The organism is Pseudoalteromonas sp. CO342X (assembly GCF_004208915.1).
Lineage (GTDB): Bacteria > Pseudomonadota > Gammaproteobacteria > Enterobacterales > Alteromonadaceae > Pseudoalteromonas > Pseudoalteromonas maricaloris.
On record NZ_SGPH01000013.1, the window covers coordinates 73,656 to 93,182 of the forward strand.

Annotated in this window: 19 protein-coding genes and 5 tRNA genes; 17 read left to right on the forward strand and 7 right to left on the reverse strand. The window is 42.6% G+C overall.

Translation table 11 applies throughout. The features are described 5' to 3' along the window. Positions 1-53: 53 nt before the first annotated feature. The gene (locus EXT47_RS04950; protein ID WP_130126011.1) at positions 54-719 is read left to right on the forward strand and encodes a GAF domain-containing protein; all 666 of its coding nucleotides are present in this window, start codon (positions 54-56) and stop codon (positions 717-719) included. A gap of 180 nt (positions 720-899) precedes the next feature. Continuing rightward, positions 900-2,090 (forward strand): amino acid aminotransferase, encoded by a 1,191-nt coding sequence (locus tag EXT47_RS04955; RefSeq protein ID WP_130126012.1) that lies wholly within the window; start codon positions 900-902, stop codon positions 2,088-2,090. A 94-nt stretch (positions 2,091-2,184) separates the two neighbouring features. Here EXT47_RS04955 and EXT47_RS04960 read toward each other — a convergent pair whose 3' ends face one another. Then, the gene (locus EXT47_RS04960) at positions 2,185-2,499 is read right to left on the reverse strand and encodes a YebG family protein (protein WP_039497042.1); all 315 of its coding nucleotides are present in this window, start codon (positions 2,497-2,499) and stop codon (positions 2,185-2,187) included. 270 nt (positions 2,500-2,769) lie between these two features. Here EXT47_RS04960 and EXT47_RS04965 point away from each other — a divergent pair, with 270 nt between their 5' ends. Next, complete coding sequence (locus EXT47_RS04965; protein ID WP_010371108.1) at positions 2,770-3,078, forward strand: helix-hairpin-helix domain-containing protein; 309 nt, start codon at positions 2,770-2,772, stop codon at positions 3,076-3,078. Between the two features lie 51 nt (positions 3,079-3,129). Here EXT47_RS04965 and EXT47_RS04970 read toward each other — a convergent pair whose 3' ends face one another. From EXT47_RS04970 to EXT47_RS04980, 3 genes are all read right to left on the reverse strand, one after another. Further along, positions 3,130-3,435 (reverse strand): hypothetical protein, encoded by a 306-nt coding sequence (locus tag EXT47_RS04970; protein ID WP_017216140.1) that lies wholly within the window; start codon positions 3,433-3,435, stop codon positions 3,130-3,132. Positions 3,436-3,447: 12 nt separating this feature from the next. After that, complete coding sequence (gene dsbB, locus EXT47_RS04975) at positions 3,448-3,957, reverse strand: disulfide bond formation protein DsbB (RefSeq protein ID WP_017216139.1); 510 nt, start codon at positions 3,955-3,957, stop codon at positions 3,448-3,450. 194 nt (positions 3,958-4,151) lie between these two features. Further along, positions 4,152-5,675: an amidohydrolase family protein gene (locus EXT47_RS04980; RefSeq protein ID WP_130126013.1), complete on the reverse strand. Its 1,524-nt coding sequence runs from the start codon at positions 5,673-5,675 to the stop codon at positions 4,152-4,154. A 145-nt stretch (positions 5,676-5,820) separates the two neighbouring features. Between EXT47_RS04980 and EXT47_RS04985 the strand changes: the two genes are divergently transcribed. The 3 genes from EXT47_RS04985 to EXT47_RS04995 all read left to right on the forward strand — a co-directional run bounded on the left by EXT47_RS04985 (position 5,821) and on the right by EXT47_RS04995 (position 9,679). Beyond that, a complete protein-coding gene (locus tag EXT47_RS04985; protein ID WP_130126014.1) occupies positions 5,821-7,569 on the forward strand; it encodes a winged helix-turn-helix domain-containing protein in 1,749 nt (582 codons plus the stop codon). Positions 7,570-8,039: 470 nt separating this feature from the next. Next, positions 8,040-8,753 carry a fatty acid metabolism transcriptional regulator FadR gene (gene fadR / locus EXT47_RS04990; RefSeq protein WP_010371123.1) on the forward strand — a complete coding sequence of 238 codons (714 nt, stop codon included), beginning with the start codon at positions 8,040-8,042 and terminating at the stop codon, positions 8,751-8,753. Positions 8,754-9,073: 320 nt separating this feature from the next. Beyond that, positions 9,074-9,679, forward strand: coding sequence for a peroxiredoxin (locus EXT47_RS04995; RefSeq protein WP_010371125.1), 606 nt, complete (start codon positions 9,074-9,076; stop codon positions 9,677-9,679). Positions 9,680-9,936: 257 nt separating this feature from the next. On the opposite strand, the gene EXT47_RS05000 is transcribed toward EXT47_RS04995, so the two are convergent. Continuing rightward, positions 9,937-10,179, reverse strand: a complete 243-nt coding sequence (locus tag EXT47_RS05000) for a hypothetical protein (RefSeq protein ID WP_010371126.1) — start codon at positions 10,177-10,179, stop codon at positions 9,937-9,939. A 236-nt stretch (positions 10,180-10,415) separates the two neighbouring features. Next, positions 10,416-10,967, reverse strand: coding sequence for an endonuclease SmrB (gene smrB / locus EXT47_RS05005; protein WP_010371129.1), 552 nt, complete (start codon positions 10,965-10,967; stop codon positions 10,416-10,418). A gap of 96 nt (positions 10,968-11,063) precedes the next feature. Between smrB and prmB the strand changes: the two genes are divergently transcribed. The 3 genes from prmB to EXT47_RS05020 all read left to right on the forward strand — a co-directional run bounded on the left by prmB (position 11,064) and on the right by EXT47_RS05020 (position 13,642). Continuing rightward, positions 11,064-11,999 (forward strand): 50S ribosomal protein L3 N(5)-glutamine methyltransferase, encoded by a 936-nt coding sequence (gene prmB, locus EXT47_RS05010; RefSeq protein WP_165383800.1) that lies wholly within the window; start codon positions 11,064-11,066, stop codon positions 11,997-11,999. A gap of 47 nt (positions 12,000-12,046) precedes the next feature. Further along, on the forward strand, positions 12,047-13,144 hold the full coding sequence (aroC, locus tag EXT47_RS05015) for a chorismate synthase (protein ID WP_039497056.1): 1,098 nt from the start codon (positions 12,047-12,049) through the stop codon (positions 13,142-13,144). 66 nt (positions 13,145-13,210) lie between these two features. Then, on the forward strand, positions 13,211-13,642 hold the full coding sequence (locus tag EXT47_RS05020) for a hypothetical protein (protein WP_039497058.1): 432 nt from the start codon (positions 13,211-13,213) through the stop codon (positions 13,640-13,642). Between the two features lie 62 nt (positions 13,643-13,704). On the opposite strand, the gene folD is transcribed toward EXT47_RS05020, so the two are convergent. After that, positions 13,705-14,559 (reverse strand): bifunctional methylenetetrahydrofolate dehydrogenase/methenyltetrahydrofolate cyclohydrolase FolD, encoded by an 855-nt coding sequence (gene folD / locus EXT47_RS05025; RefSeq protein WP_010371140.1) that lies wholly within the window; start codon positions 14,557-14,559, stop codon positions 13,705-13,707. Positions 14,560-14,979: 420 nt separating this feature from the next. Between folD and EXT47_RS05030 the strand changes: the two genes are divergently transcribed. The 8 genes from EXT47_RS05030 to clpX all read left to right on the forward strand — a co-directional run bounded on the left by EXT47_RS05030 (position 14,980) and on the right by clpX (position 19,407). Continuing rightward, positions 14,980-15,056, forward strand: a tRNA-Pro gene (locus EXT47_RS05030). Between the two features lie 41 nt (positions 15,057-15,097). Then, a tRNA-Arg gene (locus EXT47_RS05035) sits at positions 15,098-15,174 on the forward strand. A 24-nt stretch (positions 15,175-15,198) separates the two neighbouring features. Then, positions 15,199-15,274: transfer RNA gene (locus EXT47_RS05040), tRNA-His, on the forward strand. Positions 15,275-15,293: 19 nt separating this feature from the next. Next, positions 15,294-15,370, forward strand: a tRNA-Pro gene (locus EXT47_RS05045). A gap of 21 nt (positions 15,371-15,391) precedes the next feature. Beyond that, positions 15,392-15,468, forward strand: a tRNA-Pro gene (locus EXT47_RS05050). A gap of 277 nt (positions 15,469-15,745) precedes the next feature. Then, positions 15,746-17,050 carry a trigger factor gene (tig, locus tag EXT47_RS05055; protein WP_039497061.1) on the forward strand — a complete coding sequence of 435 codons (1,305 nt, stop codon included), beginning with the start codon at positions 15,746-15,748 and terminating at the stop codon, positions 17,048-17,050. Between the two features lie 333 nt (positions 17,051-17,383). Further along, on the forward strand, positions 17,384-18,001 hold the full coding sequence (gene clpP, locus EXT47_RS05060; RefSeq protein WP_010371147.1) for an ATP-dependent Clp endopeptidase proteolytic subunit ClpP: 618 nt from the start codon (positions 17,384-17,386) through the stop codon (positions 17,999-18,001). Positions 18,002-18,123: 122 nt separating this feature from the next. Next, the gene (gene clpX, locus EXT47_RS05065; RefSeq protein ID WP_010606725.1) at positions 18,124-19,407 is read left to right on the forward strand and encodes an ATP-dependent protease ATP-binding subunit ClpX; all 1,284 of its coding nucleotides are present in this window, start codon (positions 18,124-18,126) and stop codon (positions 19,405-19,407) included. Positions 19,408-19,527: the final 120 nt, after the last annotated feature.

Consider the following 19,527-nt stretch of genomic DNA (forward strand, 5'->3'; position numbering starts at 1 on the left):
TGTTGGCAAGGTTTAGAGAGCATGGTAAAGTTGCATTAACTTTAGATGTTTAGATGGCTAAAATGTCAGATTATATTTCATTGAGCGGATTATCTATCTCCCGCGAGTTGCTTTTGCTGCAATTAGAAAAACTAGATGCTTATATTGAGAAAAATTCAAGCCCTGCTGTGTGGTCATATCAGATCCCTGAGCTTGGGGAAGGAGGCGCTTGTAGCTTGTTTGGTCACCTTCAGGAAGCACCTTTTTTATTGAGTGACTACGTTGAAAAGAACACAGTGAATGAGCAATCGCTTGCCAAGCTGCAAACGATAGTGTCAGCGGTAGTTGAATTTACAGCTGTTGATTGGTTTGGCATATACCAAGCAAGAGCGACAAATGAAGGGAAACAACTTCTCAAATTAGCGTACTCTGGCGCGCCGAGTAGACCGCTATTCCCAATAACGGAGGCTTTTGCTGCTACTTCAAATAATATCCAAACGGTATTGAGTGCTAAAGCTCGAGTGATTAATGACATCCCTCAATATGTCGCCAGTGGAGGAGAGTACTACACTTGCGATCCAAAGGTGAAAGCAGAAACCTGTATGCCATTATTCGATGATGCTCAAAATTGTATTGGAATTATTGATGCAGAAGCATTTTCTGAGTCATTTTTCAACGAAGAAATTTTAGCATTGCTTGCAGCTGCATGTACGAGAATTCCTGACTATTTACCCGAATAATTATCGGAATAGTCCGGCTGTAAACTTGACGCCTTTGTGGTGCTGCCAAGTTTACAAAAATGAATAAAATTCTAGATAAATATGGTAACTGAGATGCAAGTCTCTATGTTACCATCAAGTCTACTGGAATCGGGCGTCAGCCGCTCGAGTTTGCATTAATTAAAATAAAAGAGATAAGCCATGTTCTCAGAGCTAAAACCACTTCCAACAGATCCTATTTTAGGCCTGATGGCCGCTTATAAACAGGACACTAACCCAAACAAAATTGACCTTGGTGTAGGTGTTTATAAGGACGAGCAGGGAAACACGCCGGTACTTAGAGCGGTTAAAAAAGCGGAAGCGTTTCGTTTAGAAAACGAAACGACAAAATCTTATATTGGTTTGGCTGGTAACTTAGACTTCTGTCAAAAGATGGAAACACTGTTACTTGGAGAGCATAGTACATTATTGGCAAATCGCGTACGTACGGCGCAAGCACCTGGTGGTACTGGCGCATTACGTGTTGCAGCAGAATTTATTAAACGTTGCAACACCAATGCAACTGTTTGGGTTACGACTCCAACTTGGGCAAACCACATCAGCCTATTTGAAGCAGCTGGTCTAACAGTTAAAGAGTATCCTTACTACGACTACGAAAACAAAGGGTTGTTGTTTGATGAGATGATCAATGCGCTGAAGCAAGTACCTAAAGGTGATGTAGTACTACTTCATGCATGTTGTCATAACCCAAGTGGTATGGACTTAGATCAAGCGCAATGGAAAGTGGTTGCTGAACTTGCGAAAGAGCAAGGCTTTACGCCATTAATTGATATTGCATACCAAGGTTTTGGTACCAGCCTTGAAGAAGATGCACAAGGCCTTAGAACGGTTGCGGATACAGTTGATGAAATGATCATCTGTTCATCTTGCTCTAAAAACTTTGGTTTATACCGCGAGCGTATCGGTGCGTGTTCAATCATTGCAAAAGACAGTGCAACTGCTGATGTTTCAAACTCAGTATTACTTAGCGTTGTTCGTAGTATCTATTCAATGCCACCAGCACACGGTGCTGATATTGTAAATACCATTCTAAGCAGTACTGAACTTACGCAAATGTGGTATGACGAACTTGACGAAATGCGCGGTCGTATCAATGGTCTACGTACGTTGATCAAAGAAAGCCTAGCTGCAAAAGGTGTTGAGCAAGACTTCTCGTTCATCGACCGTCAGCACGGTATGTTCTCTTTCTTAGGTATTAATAAAGAGCAAATTGACAGACTACGCACTGAATATGCTATCTATATGGTAGGCTCTAGCCGCGTTAACGTAGCTGGCGTAAGCAAAGACAATATTGACTACTTTGCTGACGCAGTGGCAAGCGTGATTAAATAATACCACGCTACACAGCACAAAATAAAAAACCGCAAAAGTTGCGGTTTTTTATTTTCAGCCTAAACCACCCACTGAAGTAAGTGGTTATTATCATTTAGGCCTGCTTAATTTTGGTCACTTTATCTGGATCTGACGCTTTTTCGTTTTCAGATTTGTTTTTGGCATTGGCCTTTGGTGCTACTTTGCCACCTTTTAACACAGACACAAAGTCATCTTTTTGTTTTGCAATTTCAAGCGCTAGGGATTCAACTTGTTGTTCACTCAGCGGCACGTCAACTTTCGTTAGCATGTCTTCCAATGCTTCAGCTACATCTAGCATCTTATCATAAGCATCAGCTTCTTTTTTAGACGTGAAAGTCATACGCTCGACTCCATTTCTTTCAACAACATATTTGATGATAACGGCCATGGTTATTCCCCTAGTCACTGTTTTTTTATACAGTAAATCGAATCGAGGGATTAAGCAAGTTATTTTGAAAATTTTTCAAGTGCTGTTGAGTGAAGCAGAATTAATTAAATTCATTAAAAACAAAAGTTTAATGTTTATTTGGATTTTTGAAAGAATGAATGTTTTTTGACAAAGTCAATGTTCCAATCTTTATTTAAAAAGCTTCTGCAATCACTCACCGAGGTGAATGCAGTAAGCTTTGGATACTTTTTACGCACAAGGAGTGTATATATGTTCAATAAACCCACCATACTTTCTATTTTATTGGCGTTAGGTTTAAGCTGTTCAAGCGTGCTCGCAAAACCTGCGGAGCAAGCAAAGTCAGTCTCTCAAACGCAGCAGCAAAGTGCTGTACTCGATATTAATTCCGCTGACGCTTCGGCGCTTTCAAGTTTACCAGGGATTGGTATTCGTAAAGCTGAAGCCATCGTAGAGTACCGTAAGAAAATGGGGCGCTTTAAAACAACAACGGAGTTGCTGGAAGTAAAAGGAATTGGGAAAGGAATATTGGCAAAACTGGAGGGGAAAATTAGAGTCTAGTCGTAGTTATTGTGTGCGAGCTTAGTTGCTCGCACACAGGTAGATTGAAGATCAGGGCTTATTCGAGGCGTTAAACTCAGCGATTGCCTGAGCTAACTTGGGTTTGCCAAACTGTATTTCCAGTGGTGTGGTCAGTAGCGGATAAATTAATCCTGCTACCAATAAGACAGGTAATAACAGCCAGCCTTCAAATACGACCAATGAGGCAAAAAACGGTGTGAGCAGTAGCAACTTGGCTATTCTTAACACGACCTTTGTTTTTGCATCAAGGTGGCTAAGTGCAAGACGCAAAATCATCTGCTTGTCACGTAATTTAAACGCTCTCAGTTGCTCAATTTGGCTTAACCTAAAATGCATGAATGTGATATCTCAACTTCTTTTGGTAACATGGAAAAATAAGAAAAGAATAAATGCAACACTATAAAATGCAAAGATAATTTCCATCCATCCAGGCATAGACAATCCTGCAAAAGACCAATCTATATTGCCGCAGTCACCTGTTGCAGCAAAAAAGCTTGGTAGCCATTCATGCAGCGGCATAAACGCAGGAAAGTTTGGTACAAAGTCACAGGTAAAAGCAAATGGATCTGTTGTAGTTTGCATACTGATATGTTCACGGGCGATAAAATAACCCCAAATACTGCCTACACCCCACGAAACAAATGCCAGACTACGCAGTGCGAAAGAGCGAGGGGAAATCATACCGATTAAACCAGCTGCTAATAACCCCAACATAGCAAAACGCTGATAGATGCACATAATGCAGGGCTCTAAACCCATACCGTATTGGAAATACAGTGCAACGGCTTCAAAAATAGCAGCGGATAGTGCTAGCAATCCCCAAGATTGCCTAGAGAGATGAAAAGATGAAATCTTCATTATAGAGAAACCCTTTTTGTTTTATTATGCTTTATCTGGCCGCGTTAGAGCAACTTTACTTCGCAGTGTGCGCTATCTTTGCGACGATTTTTCGACTCTTGTTACCAGCAGAAGTTCGAAAATATCAGAATAGATCACTTGATTAAGTCAATTGAGGTGAGACCGACATTATCAGCATTTCTATTCTGACGTATTTACTCACTTTTCTCGAGGGCATCGATATGAAAAGTAGCACGCTCAATGGCTGAGCCGTGTAAGATAACATATTCAATATCGTTATAAGCCGCGACTGACTGCAAAGGGTTACTATTTAAAAGTAATAGATTAGCCACTTTCCCCACAGCGATGCTGCCGTACTGGTAGTCTATCGCAAATGCTTTGGCATTATTGATGGTTGCAGCAGATAACAAGCTAACGAGGTCTACTCCAGCTTGATCCATCATCGTTAATTCTTGATAAGTCGATAAGCCAGGTTGCGAGACATAAGTTGGTGCGGGTGGCGTATCAGAGCCAAGCAGCAAGGTTGCGCCATTTTTATATAGATAATTTAGTGCTCGTTGCCCTTGAGAGAAAACTTGCTCAAGTTTAGCCACCTTTTGTTGATTACTTATTTCACCCCAGCCTTGACCCATTTCTCGAGAAAACCAGCGACCAGGTTCACTTTGATACCAAGCAATTTGAGACGGAGGTAATACGGTACGATATTCAGACGAGAAGGTGAAAGTGTTGTCAGTCACTTTCGCCAGAGCATTCATCACATTTAATGTGGCTTGATATGCGATGTCTTTTTCGATGATGGTATCCAGCACAGCTTTTACATTGGTATCCAGCACAGCTTTTACATTGGTTGGCAGTTCGCTTTCGCTAGGGGCTGTATTTGGCGCTAACCAGTTCCAAAGTCCATGCGCCATAACGTTGATATTGGCATCTACAGCAAGTTGTTGCATATCAATGGCATTCGCATGTGCCATTACGGGTAACTTCATTGAGTTTGCGGACTCGACTAACTGTTTGGCAGTTTCTTGATTAATAAGCGGTATAGCACTGTTTTCTCCAAAGCCATCTTCAAAGTACAGTTTGGCACAAGTTGCACCGTCAGATTTCATTCGCGTCAAGGGCTGAGCTCCTTGGTGAGCGTGTACTTGAGATTGCGTTAGCTCATGAGCGGGATCGCCGTGTTGCGCAGCAAAGTAGGGTTTATGTTGATGTAGCTTTGAGTAACTAAGACCTTCAGCATTATACCCTTGGTAAACTGGCATAGCGCCACAAAAGTAAGCGTCGGGTGCGGGGCCATTTGCTGTAAATTCGGTCATGCCGGTTGCAGTGTTTGACGGGTCAATAACTTGCGTGACGCCATAGTAAAGATAATTAGCACCTTGCCGTTGTAAAAATGCTGTTTGCATTTGGCGAGCTCTAGGGGAGGTGTTAAGCAATCCCGGCATTGTTTTTAGGTGGACATGGCTATCGGTTAACCCTGGTATGAGGTATTGACCATGAGCATCAATGACCTGTGCTGCATCCGGTTTTTGACTTGAGTCAGAGACTTGTATAATTTTGCCATCTTGGATGGCGAGCCAATGATTGGAAATGATATTGACTTGGTGCTTATCAATAGGATTTAAAATGGTAGCATTGTCGATACGAAGGTCCACTGCTGCAAATAATGCATGAGAAGACAGGGAGCAACAGGCCGCAAATATTAATGTTTGTTTTTTCATAATGAAAACCAGTTAGTGTCGTATTAGATGTCTTCGAGCATAACTAGCGAGGTACTTTGTGTTTTAATTTTCATATAAATTAACTCTGAAATTTTTCTTAATTTAATTAAAACTATAATAATCAATAATGTAAGGTGTTCTTGGGTTGAAAAATTTGCTTTTGGGAAATTGGCTTGTTGTGCCTAAATTGAACCAGATTGTGGAGTATCCGACTGGCCGTGAATATACCGTCACCCCAAAAGTGATGAAATTACTGTTGGTGCTGGTCGATGCGAAACCTGAGCCTCTAAGTATTGATAACCTCGTCGAGTTAGTTTGGCACCCGAAGGTGGTGTCTGACAATTCGGTCTATCAAGCTGTTGCGCAGTTAAGAAAGATTTTAAACACAGATCCGCAATACGACGAATATATCGAAAGAATATCAGCTCAAGGCTACCGCATTCATCCAAACATTGCGCTTGGAGAGCATAAAGCGGCTGTGATGCCAGTGAGCAAAAAGCGAATTTGGCTGCTTGGTGTTACCATTACGTTGCTCGCTCTAATCGCTTTTTATATTCAAACTGATCAAAAGCACAAGACACAAAACAACCCTTATTTTGATGAGATCACTCTTGCCACACACCTATCCCAAAGTACAGCGGTGGAGGAGTTAGCCCGAGCGAAAACGATTTATCAGCAAGTGTTATCTAAACAAAGTGATAATGTCGAGGCACTCAGTGGCTTATGCAATGCCTTTATGGGGCTTAGCGTATATGGCGCGGTATCAGAGTATGAATCGCTTGCTTTGTGTCGACCATTGTTAGAGAAGGCACGGATCTTAGATGATACAAATATTGAAGTGATAACCTCTCTTGCGCGCTTTGCGGTGATGGAGAATGAAATTGAGCAAGCGCAGGATTATTTTAAGCGAGGATTTGAGCTCTCAACCGAGTATGCTCGCTTATGGCATTGGTATGGTCGATTTCTTCGGGACCAGCACAAAATACCCGATGCAATTGCTGCGCATAAACAAGCGTATCAATTAGCACCAAACGATGCGGTTATTATCCGAGGATTAGCCTATGCCTATTTGAATTTTAGAGAGTTAGTGCTCGCTCGAAAATATTTTGATCGTAGCGTTGCTGTTGCCCCGCACACCAAAAACAATCCGCTCTATGCGCTAGACTTTTATCCGCTTAACCAGAATAGGGCAAGCGAATATTTGCTGTGGTACCAAAACAATCACATCAGTCATAGTAAATTGTACCCCGCGCAGCAGTTGAGCCACATATTAGTGTTATTGAGTTTAGGGCGAGCAGAAGAAGCTGAGGAGAAATATCAGCAAGCCGCAAATTTAGGTTCAATTTCTACAGCATTTAGACTCTATGTTGAAGCCGGGATCGCATGGCGACAGGGTGATGTCGAAAAGGCCGAAGTACTCTTAAAACAGCGATACGAGCTAGACTCAAAGGGTAATCATTATGTGATGCCTTATATTCTTGCTTTACTTGCACGGCAGAAAGTACAACCCGCGCTAATACTTTTTGAACAGCATTTTGCTGATATCGCAGCGCTTACATTGCCAGAGGCAGGCAATGTAGGGCAATACCTTACTTATGCCCTGATGCTGAAACGTACATATGAACAAAACAAGCTCAAGCGAGTAACACAGTTGTTGGCACAATACCTTAATCAAGGAAATCAGCTCGATGCAGCTTTATCTCCATACTGGTTCGCACTTAACAATGACACCGCAGAAACACAACAAGCGCTAACGCAGCTGCTCAACACTGGCTGGTTACCCGACTACAATGATAGTTTTTTTGCTACGGATCTTTATCTCGCTTTGACATCAGACCACGAATTTAAACAAGCATGGCTGAATAAGCTTGAAAGCAGACAAAACGAGCTCTAAAACGTTAGGTTACTCAGGCATAAAGTTCGCTATGTGATTTAAAAGTAGGGAGCGAATTTTCTTGGTGATTCCTTGAATAGGGGTTCTGTGTCCCGGCAGCCTTTGATATTGGCTTTAAAAACAGAGTTCGATTGTTTTGTCTGTTTATTTTGCAGTCGTTCCGTGTGCACTTTAGGAGAAGCATTTGAGTTATACAAAATGAAAGCAGAGGCTGGATGGTCTGATGGGAGCAATTTGTTTACATTAACAGCTCAGTGTTTAGCGAAGATGAGTCCGTTATGGCCAAGTCTATATCGCCTTAAGTGAGTTCTAAGTCTCACACCGCATCACAATCTCACCGGCATTAAACATGGCTATTTTCAGCTAGGGTGATTTGTAGCTTGTTAGTTGAGCTTCATCTGGTACAATCAGTGGATTAACAAGCACAACCTGCCAATCAAGGCATTGATGTAATAATAAAGTGGTGTGAGATGAGAATTTTCAAAGCCAAGAGCCCAGCTGGATTTGCTGAAGAATATATTGTTGAGTCAATTTGGAACGGCGAATTCCCTCCGGGATCCATTCTACCTGCTGAGCGTGAGCTTTCTGAACTCATTGGTGTAACAAGAACAACACTGCGCGAAGTATTACAAAGGCTAGCTCGAGATGGCTGGTTGACTATCCAACATGGTAAGCCAACCCGAGTAAATAACTTTTGGGAAACATCAGGGCTTAATATATTAGAAACCTTAGCGCGTCTTGATGAAGATAAGATGCCTGAGCTGACCGATCAGCTGCTGTCAGCGCGTACCAATATTAGTGCTATCTATACGCGTGCGGCGATAAAATTCAACCCGCAGCGTGTTATCGATATTTTGTCTAAGCATGAAGAGCTAGAAGACACCGCAGAAGCGTTTGCCGATTATGACTACCAAGTTCACCATGAGCTGGCCGGTGCTGGGCAAAACAAAATTTACGTGCTGATTTTAAATGGCTTCAGAGGGTTATACTCAAAAATTGGTTGCCATTACTTTTCTGATTCAAGAACGCGAGGACTGGCGAGACAGTTCTATGCAGATTTAACCAAACTGGCAGAAAATCAAGAACACGATGGTGCTATTTCATTGATGCGTAAGTATGGTCACCAATCGGGTGAAATTTGGCAGCAGATCCGCGGTGATATGCCAGAAAATATCATGGACTAATGTCCACTGAGTGATAGACATCTTAAAAAGGCTTCTTTGTGAAGCCTTTTTTGATCTCCGAATGGCATCGTGAGCGGAGGTATTTGCGTCTCATCGAATTTATAGATTGGTGCTATCGGTAAATTCGATTGTTAATTATGGCACTTGCCAAATACACTAGGCGCAGTTTTTAATGGTGAGAATGATAAAGAGACTTTGGTTATGAATTTAGCTAGGGTTGTTTTTTCATAAGCACGCCACAATATTATGAACAAGATATTTTGGTCTCGATACGAGATACCAAATAAGATTGGAAATAAACCTAACTATTGGAGATAAAAATGGGTGTATTAGTAGGCCGCAAGGCACCAGACTTTACAGCAGCAGCAGTACTAGGTAACGGTGAGATCGTAGATAGCTACAACCTGCACGAGCGTATTAAAGGTAAAAAAGCGGTTGTTTTCTTTTACCCACTAGACTTCACGTTTGTTTGTCCTTCAGAGCTAATCGCGTTCGACAAGCGTTACGAAGAGTTCCAAAAGCGTGGTGTTGAAGTGATCGGTGTTTCTATCGATTCTCAATTCTCACACAACGCATGGCGTAACACTCCAGTAAACGAAGGCGGTATCGGTCAAGTTAAATACGATCTAATCGCTGATGTTAAGCACGAAATCTGTCAAGCATATGACGTTGAGCACCCAGAAGCTGGTGTTGCTTTCCGTGGTTCTTTCCTAATCGATGCTGAAGGTAATGTACGTCACCAAGTAGTTAACGACCTACCACTGGGCCGTAACATCGACGAAATGCTTCGCATGGTTGATGCACTAGCATTCCACGAAGAGCACGGTGAAGTATGTCCAGCTGGTTGGACTGAAGGTAAAGCAGGTATGGATGCAAGCCCTGAAGGTGTTGCTAAGTTCCTATCTGAAAACGAAGGCGCACTATAATTTAGTGTCGACTTTGTGATATCTCGCTGATATCAAAAAAGAAACCCGCCAATTGGCGGGTTTTTTAATGGCTACTGATACCTCAATAGCTTTCTCAGGGTAAAACTTTGACTACTCGGCTACCTTGCCTACTTTAGCAAGTGCCATGCTAGTTAAAGTTGATAAACTGACCCAGTGATTTTATCAGTTGAATGCTTAAGTAAGCGGCAAATAAACTGATCACGGGAGTTGCGAGCAGACTCAGAAATTCGAGTTCATTAATCATTAGTCTCTTCCTTTTTTTCTTGCTCGCTGTTATTGGTTGTTTGAAACGCTTTCTCTAAAGACTGTTTGGTCTCAATTTTTATTTCTTCTAGATTCGCTTTGATTGACTCTGTGATAGCTTGCGTTACTTTGGTTTTTACTTCTTGAAGTAATGAAGCATCAATTTCTGCAGCTGTTGTTGTCATGCTTGCTGTAAACAATAAAGTTGTCATGGTGATTTTCGCTAAAGTAGTCATAATAAGTTTCCTTGTAATTTGTTAGTCGCAATAACTATTACAAAGGTTGTGCCAAAATGAATTTAATTTTTATGTTATTGATTTTTATATTTTTTAATTTTTATTTTGCACAGGAGAATTAATGAGGTGGTGAATTTGACCAGTGTAGGATGGGTGAAATGGCTAAGATTTAGTTAAATTTATTAAGGCTGGATTAAGCGAAGCAAGAAAGGATAAAAAACAATGTTTGGGCCGAATTAACGGCCAAAGTTAGGGTCATCAGGTAGGTCAACCAAGATTAATACTGCCCCTTTACCGCCATATTCTAAAGGTGCTTGGTGCATCGCCAGTATATCTGGATGCTGAACAAGATACTGCGGTACTTTATGTTTAAGCACACGCTCACCAATTCCATGCACCACGCACGCACAAGCAATATGCTGCTTCTTACAAGCATGAATTAATGCTGCTAGTTCTTGTTTTACCGTTTCTTTATTTAGCCCGTGTAAATCTAAGATGAGTTCGGGTGCGTAGTCACCACGCCTTAGCTGCTTTGCTAAATAGCGATCAGCTCCGGGCTTTACGAAATTGATGGTTCCCGACGTATCAATATCAGGAATATACTCGTCAGAAAAGTAAAACTCAGATTGCTGTTGCTTAACTTGTTGCTTCAGCTCAATGCTCTGAATTTTTTTCTTTTGTTTGAGCTGCACCTGATCTTGTTTGAGGGGTTTTACACCATTCAAAGACTCACGAAACATCGCGAAATCGTCATTTAGGTCAGCATTAGTGTTAGATTCTCTGTTCATGGTGGCATTTTAAATAAAAAAAGCATAAAAACCTAGCTTAAAAACCGCTACAATAGCGCCATATAGTTTGATCTTTAGAGAGTCATCATGACGGAAATGTCGCAACCACTTATTACCGAAGAAATGGCCGTTGAAGCCTTTCAAGACTTACATACCATTCAGGACTGGGTACGCTGGACAGCGAGCCAGTTTGTGAGTAACGAGGTATTTTTTGGTCATGGTACGGATAATCCTTGGGACGAAGCGGTCAGTTTGGTGCTTCCGGTGCTGCATATGCCAATTGATGCCCCCAAAGAAATCATGCATGCGCGCATGACGCAAAGTGAAAAAGCACATCTGATGGAGTTTATCAAAGCACGTATTGAGCTGCGTATTCCCGTCGCCTACTTAACCAATCAAGCTTGGTTTGCTGGTATGCCGTTTTATGTTGATGAGCGCGTATTAGTACCACGCTCACCATTTGCAGAGTTAATCGCGAAACACTTTGCCCCTTGGGTAGCTGCACCGAATAAGGTAACGCGTATTTTAGATATGTGTACGGGCTCTGGTTGTATTGCGATTGCATTGGCCAAAGCATTTGAGCGCGCACAAGTAGACGCGGTAGATATTTCTTTTGAAGCCTTAGAAGTGGCTGATCACAATATCAATCAGCATATGATGCAAGACAGAGTCTTTGCTATCCAGTCTGATGTATTTAGTGGTGTGCCGGGTCAAAAGTACGATTTAATCGTAGCAAACCCTCCTTATGTTGATGCAGAAGATATGTCAGATCTGCCAGAGGAGTTCCATCATGAGCCAGAGCTTGGCTTGGCGTCAGGAGAAGATGGCCTTGATGTGACCCGCGCACTACTGGCAGAAGCGGCCGGTCATCTAAATGATGATGGTTTGCTATTTGTCGAAGTTGGCAATTCTATGGTACATATGGAGCAGCAATTTCCTGAAGCGCCATTTACTTGGTTAGACTTTGAGCATGGTGGTTTAGGAGTCTTTGTCGTATCCAAACAACAACTATTGGAATACTTTAAAAACTGATAGGGGGCCAATGCTCTCTATCGTCTATTTAGGAATGAGGAAAAACGATGGCAGGCAATAGCATTGGCCAATTATTTAAGGTGTCGACCTTTGGTGAAAGCCATGGCGCCGCGCTTGGTGGCGTGGTGGATGGTGTACCACCAGGGCTTGAGATCACTGAAGCTGATTTACAAATCGATTTAGATAGACGTAAACCAGGTCAAAGCCGCTACACAACACAGCGCCGAGAAGGCGATGAGATAAAAATTCTCTCAGGTGTGTTTGAAGGCAAGACCACAGGTACGAGCATTGGATTGTTGATTGAAAATACCGACCAACGTTCAAAAGATTACTCAAACATCAAAGATTTGTTCCGTCCGGGTCACGGCGACTATACCTATTGGCACAAATACGGACATAGAGATTATCGCGGTGGTGGCAGGTCGTCGGCACGTGAAACTGCTATTCGAGTTGCAGCAGGTGCGATTGCGAAAAAATATCTCAAGCAAGTCCATGGCATCGAAATCAACGCCTGTCTTTCTCAATTAGGCCCGATTAAAGCCGAGCATTATGACTGGTCAGCCGTTGAAACCAATCCATTTTTCTTTCCCGATGAATCTAAGCTAGAAGCGCTAGATGAATATATGCGTACGCTGAAAAAAGAAGGTGATTCAGTCGGCGCGAAGGTAAAAGTCGTGGCGAAAAATGTGCCGGTTGGTTTAGGTGAGCCTGTATTTGATCGTTTAGATGCCGAGATAGCGCACTCCTTGATGAGCATTAATGCCGTAAAAGGCGTAGAGATTGGTGATGGCTTTGATGTGGTTGAGCAAAAGGGCTCTGAGCATAGAGATGAGCTAACGCCACAGGGTTTTACCTCTAACCATGCAGGCGGCGTTTTAGCGGGTATTTCTACAGGGCAAGATATTATCGCATCAATTGCGCTAAAACCGACATCAAGTATCTCGGTACCGGGGCAGAGTATTGATACCCACAACCAACCGCAAGAAGTTGTGACGAAGGGTCGCCATGACCCTTGTGTTGGTATTCGTGCCATTCCAATCGCAGAAGCCATGTTGGCTATTACGCTCATGGATCACTTATTACGTCACCGTGGTCAAAACCAAGACGTCAATTTGCCGCACAAGCCAATTCCTGGTCATATCTAGCCAGTAGCGAGTAAGCTAATTTTGGCACAGTGATTGCTTTTCTTGGACAAATCAAGGAGAGCAATCATGATCACTTACCAAACCCACTCCGCAATTCGTACCACTGAGTCCGTTTCAGAGCAGCAAAGCCTTGCCCAAACTAAACGAGCTAATACCGCTGCGCAGGAGCAAGACTATGTCGCGGCTGCTAACATCGCAGCTCAATCATCCCCTGTACTCGATAATAAAGCCGACGATCCATATAAATATGAAGTGGTGGAGCGTAATCAGTCATTTCTCGAAAAAATGAGAGAAGCGGTAATGTTTAGCCGCTTAGGGGCAAATAAAGAGAAAATAGACGAATTAAAAGAGAAAATGGCAGAACTTGAAAAGCTTGCGGCTGAGGGAAAAATTTCACCTGAAGAATTAGAAGAGCGGATGGCCGCCTTACAAGAAGCGATGAGAGAAGCGGTAACTCAGGAAGAAAACAAAGCAAACAAGGATACGCTAATGAGTTAGTGAGGCTTAAAATAATAAAAGCCTCAACTGAGGCTTTTATTATAGCTATAAACTAACAGCGTTTAGCTGTGATATTTTTCACACGCTTCTAGCGTATTTTCGATTAAGCTTGCGACGGTCATTGGGCCCACACCACCTGGCACTGGAGTAATAAAGCTCGCGTTTTGTTCTGCGATATCGTATTGCACGTCACCTACCAGTTTGCCTGATTCTAAGCGATTAATGCCTACATCAATAACAATCGCGCCTTCTTTAACCCAGTCGCCTGGAATAAACTCAGGCTTACCGACCGCCACAACCAGTAGGTCGGCACGACGCACATGGGTTTCGAGGTCTTGCGTAAATTTATGGCAAACGGTTGTAGTACAACCAGCAAGTAGCAGCTCTAGTGACATAGGGCGACCTACGATGTTTGAAGCACCAACCACAACAGCATGCATGCCTTTATAACGCACACCGGTAGAGTCGAGTAGGGTGATGATCCCTTTTGGCGTACAAGGTCTCAGTGCTGGCATTCTTTGGGCAAGACGACCTACGTTATATGGGTGAAAGCCGTCGACGTCTTTATGAGGATCAATACGCTCTAATACTTTTTCTGCGTCTAGGCCTTCAGGTAGCGGCAATTGTACTAAGATCCCATCAACTTCAGGATCTGCATTAAGCTCATCAACAAGCGCAAGTAATTGCTCTTCGCTTGTATCACCTGGTAAGTCGAAAGATTTAGAAACAAATCCGACTTCTTCACAGGCTTTACGCTTTGAACCAACATAAACTTGGCTCGCAGGATCCTGGCCTACTAATACCACAGCCAAGCCAGGCGCTCTTAGACCTTGCGCTAGTCTGTCTTGAACACGTTGTGCAACAGTAGAACGAACTTGTTTCGCGATAGCTTTGCCATCAATGATGTTTGCCGTCATGATTGACCTATATTAAGGGTTAAAAAACTTGAACGATGATAGAGCCTTTAAATTCTTCTATACAAGCACTTTCATATATTGATGAAATGATTGCTTAATACAGATGAAAAATGGGGTCGCTCTATTTATATGTCCCTTTAGTTATTACAAAGGAGGACATTTGCCCGCTATTTTCTCAAAAAACAGCCAGTCCGCCAAGTTTGCATTGCGTAAAAGCAAAGGTTTTCATGATCTGTTCTACAAGAAGCGTTCAAAAATTGTTTAAGTCAGCTGTTTTATCAACAATTTGTGGCAAAATTAGGCAGTTGAAACAAAAACTAAAAAAAATATTTGACCTACTTCGGGCAAATCACTATTATGCACCCCGTTGCCAACGAGGACTCACCGATAAAAAGGTTCTTAGTTCTCCAAGGTCACAGTCGGCGATTAGCGCAGCTTGGTAGCGCACTTGGTTTGGGTCCAAGGGGTCGCAGGTTCAAATCCTGCATCGCCGACCACTTTTAAAATAAGAAAGTAGCATGAAGATGTTTACGAGTTTGCGCCCTTAGCTCAGCTGGATAGAGCAACGCCCTTCTAAGGCGTCGGTCGAAGGTTCGAATCCTTCAGGGTGCGCCATCTTATTTTAATCCACATGTAGTGGCGGCTGTAGCTCAGTTGGTAGAGCCCTGGATTGTGATTCCGGTTGTCGTGGGTTCAAGTCCCATCAGTCGCCCCATCTACATGCCAAAATTAGTCGGCGATTAGCGCAGCTTGGTAGCGCACTTGGTTTGGGTCCAAGGGGTCGCAGGTTCAAATCCTGCATCGCCGACCACTTCTACAAAATATATATGTTCGGCGATTAGCGCAGCTTGGTAGCGCACTTGGTTTGGGTCCAAGGGGTCGCAGGTTCAAATCCTGCATCGCCGACCACTTTCTCTCTAGTATCTCAGTCATTTATTTCAAATTTACTAACTTTTAATCAATTAGCACCAATATGCCTATTTATTTAACCTGATTGCTCGACTCCGTCGTTGAATAGGTTATAATGCCGCGTCTATTAATTAACGTAGTGCCCGTAGGGCAGGCAACAAGCGTCACATGCAACGGAGAGTTTGGCAATTTAGCCGAAGGCCCATAAAAAGCATGATGGTTGTCTTGTTAGTAAGGAAGGCGCTTTGTCGCCCAAAAATGAAGATTGAGGTAAATCATGCAAGTTTCTGTTGAGACGACTCAAGGCCTTGAGCGCCGTCTGACCATCACCGTTCCTGCAGAGAACGTTGAGACTGAAGTTAAAAAACGCCTACAACAACTGTCAAGAACACAGCGTATCGATGGCTTCCGCCCTGGTAAGGTTCCAGTGTCAATCATCACTAAGCGTTACGGCGCAGCTGTACGTCAAGAAGTTGCTGGCGATCTGATGCAGCGTAACTATATCGAAGCAATCATTGCTGAGAAAATCAACCCTGCAGGCGCACCATCTTTTGCTCCTAAGTCACTAGAAGCTGGTAAAGATCTAGAATTCGATGCAACTTTTGAAGTATACCCAGAAGTTGAACTTAAAGATCTAGACAAAATCACGGTTGAGAAGCCTGCAGTTTCTGTAACGGATGAAGACCTAGCGAACATGCTTGAAACGCTTCGTAAGCAACACGCTTCTTGGACTGAGAGTGATGCTGCAGCTGGCGAAAAAGACCGTGTAACGGTTGATTTCGTTGGTACAATCGACGGTGAAGAGTTCGAAGGCGGTAAAGCTGAAGACTTCCCTCTAGAGCTTGGTCAAGGTCGTATGATCCCAGGTTTTGAAGACGGTATCGTTGGTAAAAAAGCAGGTGAGGAAGTTGTTTCTGACGTAACTTTCCCTGAAGAATACCACGCTGAAAACCTAAAAGGTAAAGCGGCTCAATTCACAATCACTGTGAAGAAAGTTGAAGTTCAAGAGCTTCCTGAACTAACTGACGAGTTCGCAACTAAGTTTGGTGTTGCTGAAGGCGGCGTTGACGCACTTAAAGAAGAAGTTAAGAAGAACATGGAGCGTGAGCTAAACCAAGCGGTTAAAGCGAACGTGAAAGATCAAGCTATCAAAGGTCTTCTAGAAACTAACGAAGTTGAAGTGCCAAAAGCACTAATCGACCAAGAAATCGATGCACTTCGTCAACAAGCTGCACAACGTTTTGGTGGCAACGCACAAAACATGCCTGAGCTTCCAGCTGAGCTATTCCACGAGCAAGCAGTAACTCGCGTGAAAACTGGCCTACTACTAGGTGAAGTGATCAAAGCGAACGACATCAAAGTTGATGAAGATAAAGTTGCTGAACTAATCGACACAGTTGCTTCTGCATACGAAGATCCAAGTGAAGTAGTGGCATACTACAAAGCAAACGATCAACTAATGCAGCAAATGCGAAACGTTGCGATGGAAGAGCTTGCAGTTGAAGCAGTACTTGCTGCTGCATCTGTTTCTGATGTTGAAAAGTCATTCGACGACATCATGAATCCACAGGCTGCTCAATAAGTCTTTGAAGAAATCATTGACTTACAGCTAAGCTGAAGTTTAAATGGCTCGAGTTACTCTAATAGAGAATTCGGGCCATTTTTGTTTTTAGGCCTTGATATTGAAGCATTAAGTACTTATATCTTGAGGCATGGCTTATTTTATTAGCTATACTTATTTTACGAGTCAGGTTTCGTTGAGTATTACTGCTACAGTTATATCTACTCGTTTCAATTCGCTCAAAAAAGTATTAGCCTAAACACCGATCACAGAATGTTTTTATGGACCGCGCTAAGTCCAATAAAGTTGCTGCGAATAGGCAATAGATTCTGTGCTAATAAGGAATAAGAAAACATGAATGATGGTATGATCGATCCAATCAATGCGTTAGTACCTATGGTCGTGGAGCAAACGGCTAAAGGCGAGCGTTCTTATGATATTTACTCACGACTGTTAAAAGACCGTATTATTTTCTTAACTGGTCAAGTCGAAGACCATATGGCCAATCTAATCGTGGCGCAGATGCTGTTCTTGGAATCAGAAAGCCCTGACAAAGATATATTCCTGTATATCAACTCGCCAGGTGGTTCTGTGACCGCTGGAATGTCAATCTACGACACGATGAATTTTATCAAGCCTGACGTTAGTACGGTTTGTGTTGGTCAAGCTGCGAGTATGGGGGCATTTTTGCTATCTGGCGGTGCTAAAGGTAAACGTTATTGCTTACCTAATTCTCGTGTGATGATCCACCAACCTTTAGGTGGCTTCCAAGGTCAGGCTTCTGATTTTGAAATTCATGCCCGCGAAATCTTAGCGATAAAAGAGAAATTAAATCGCTTAATGGCGGAACACACCGGTCAGCCTTATGATGTGGTTGCGCATGACACAGATAGAGACAACTTTATGACTGCAGATCAAGCGCTAGAATATGGCCTGATTGATGCAGTTCACTCTCGTCGAGAGCTTAAGTGATTATGAATTAGCCGATGAGTTGAATTCATCGGCTTCTACTGTGCCAAAGCCAAATTTCTTTGGTATAGTTAAAAGAAATACGATGTTATCTAGAGATAACAGCAATTGAATGAGGTAGCTGAATGTCAGACACTCCAACAGACGGCGATAAGAATAGCAAGCTACTCTACTGCTCATTTTGCGGTAAGAGCCAGCATGAAGTTCGTAAGTTAATTGCCGGTCCATCTGTCTATATATGTGACGAGTGCGTTGAACTTTGTAACGACATCATTAGGGAAGAAATCAAAGATATTGCGCCTAAGCATGACGCGTCTGATAAATTACCTGTGCCAAAAGAGATCAGAAATCACTTAGATGATTATGTGATAGGTCAAGACCACGCTAAAAAAGTCTTGTCTGTTGCGGTTTATAATCACTATAAGCGCCTGCGTAACCAAGGCGGCAAGGGTGATGTAGAACTTGGCAAGAGTAATATTCTACTAATTGGTCCAACGGGTAGTGGTAAAACCCTTCTAGCAGAAACGCTTGCACGTTTACTTGATGTTCCATTCACAATGGCAGATGCAACGACATTAACCGAAGCCGGTTATGTGGGTGAAGATGTTGAAAACATCATTCAAAAGCTTCTGCAAAAATGTGATTACGACGTTGAGAAAGCACAGCGTGGTATTGTTTATATCGATGAAATCGACAAAATTTCAAGAAAATCTGACAATCCATCGATTACCCGTGATGTGTCAGGTGAAGGTGTACAACAAGCACTACTAAAACTGATTGAAGGTACGGTTGCATCTGTTCCACCACAAGGTGGTAGAAAGCACCCGCAACAAGAGTTTTTACAAGTAGATACTTCTAAGATCTTGTTTATTTGTGGTGGTGCGTTTGCAGGCTTAGATAAAGTCATCGAACAGCGCAGTACAAAAAATACTGGAATTGGCTTTGGTGCTGAAGTTAAATCTAAAGACTCTGAGCGCTCATTAAGCGAAACGTTTAAAGACGTAGAGCCTGAAGATTTAGTTAAGTACGGCTTAATTCCTGAATTTATTGGTCGTTTGCCCGTAGTTGCAACTTTGACCGAACTGGATGAAGAAGCACTAATTGAAATCCTAAATGAGCCGAAGAATGCACTCACTAAGCAATACGCGGCGCTATTTAAGATGGAAGGCGTTGACCTTGAATTCCGTGAAGATGCGCTACGAGCGATTGCTCATAAAGCAATGGAACGTAAAACAGGTGCCCGTGGTCTGCGCTCGATTGTCGAAGGCGTATTGCTTGATACTATGTATGAACTTCCTTCATTAGAAGAAGTGAGTAAAGTCGTCATTGATGAAACGGTGATCAAAGGCGAATCAGACCCTATTATGATTTACGAAAATAATGGTAAAGAAAAAGCGGCGTCTGAATAGCTCAGTATGAGATTGAAAAAAGGAGCCTAGCGCTCCTTTTTATTTCTTAGTCCACATCAGATAGAAACCAATATAGTCAGATTGCTATAACAATAAAGGGCAATAGTGAGACAAGTTTTT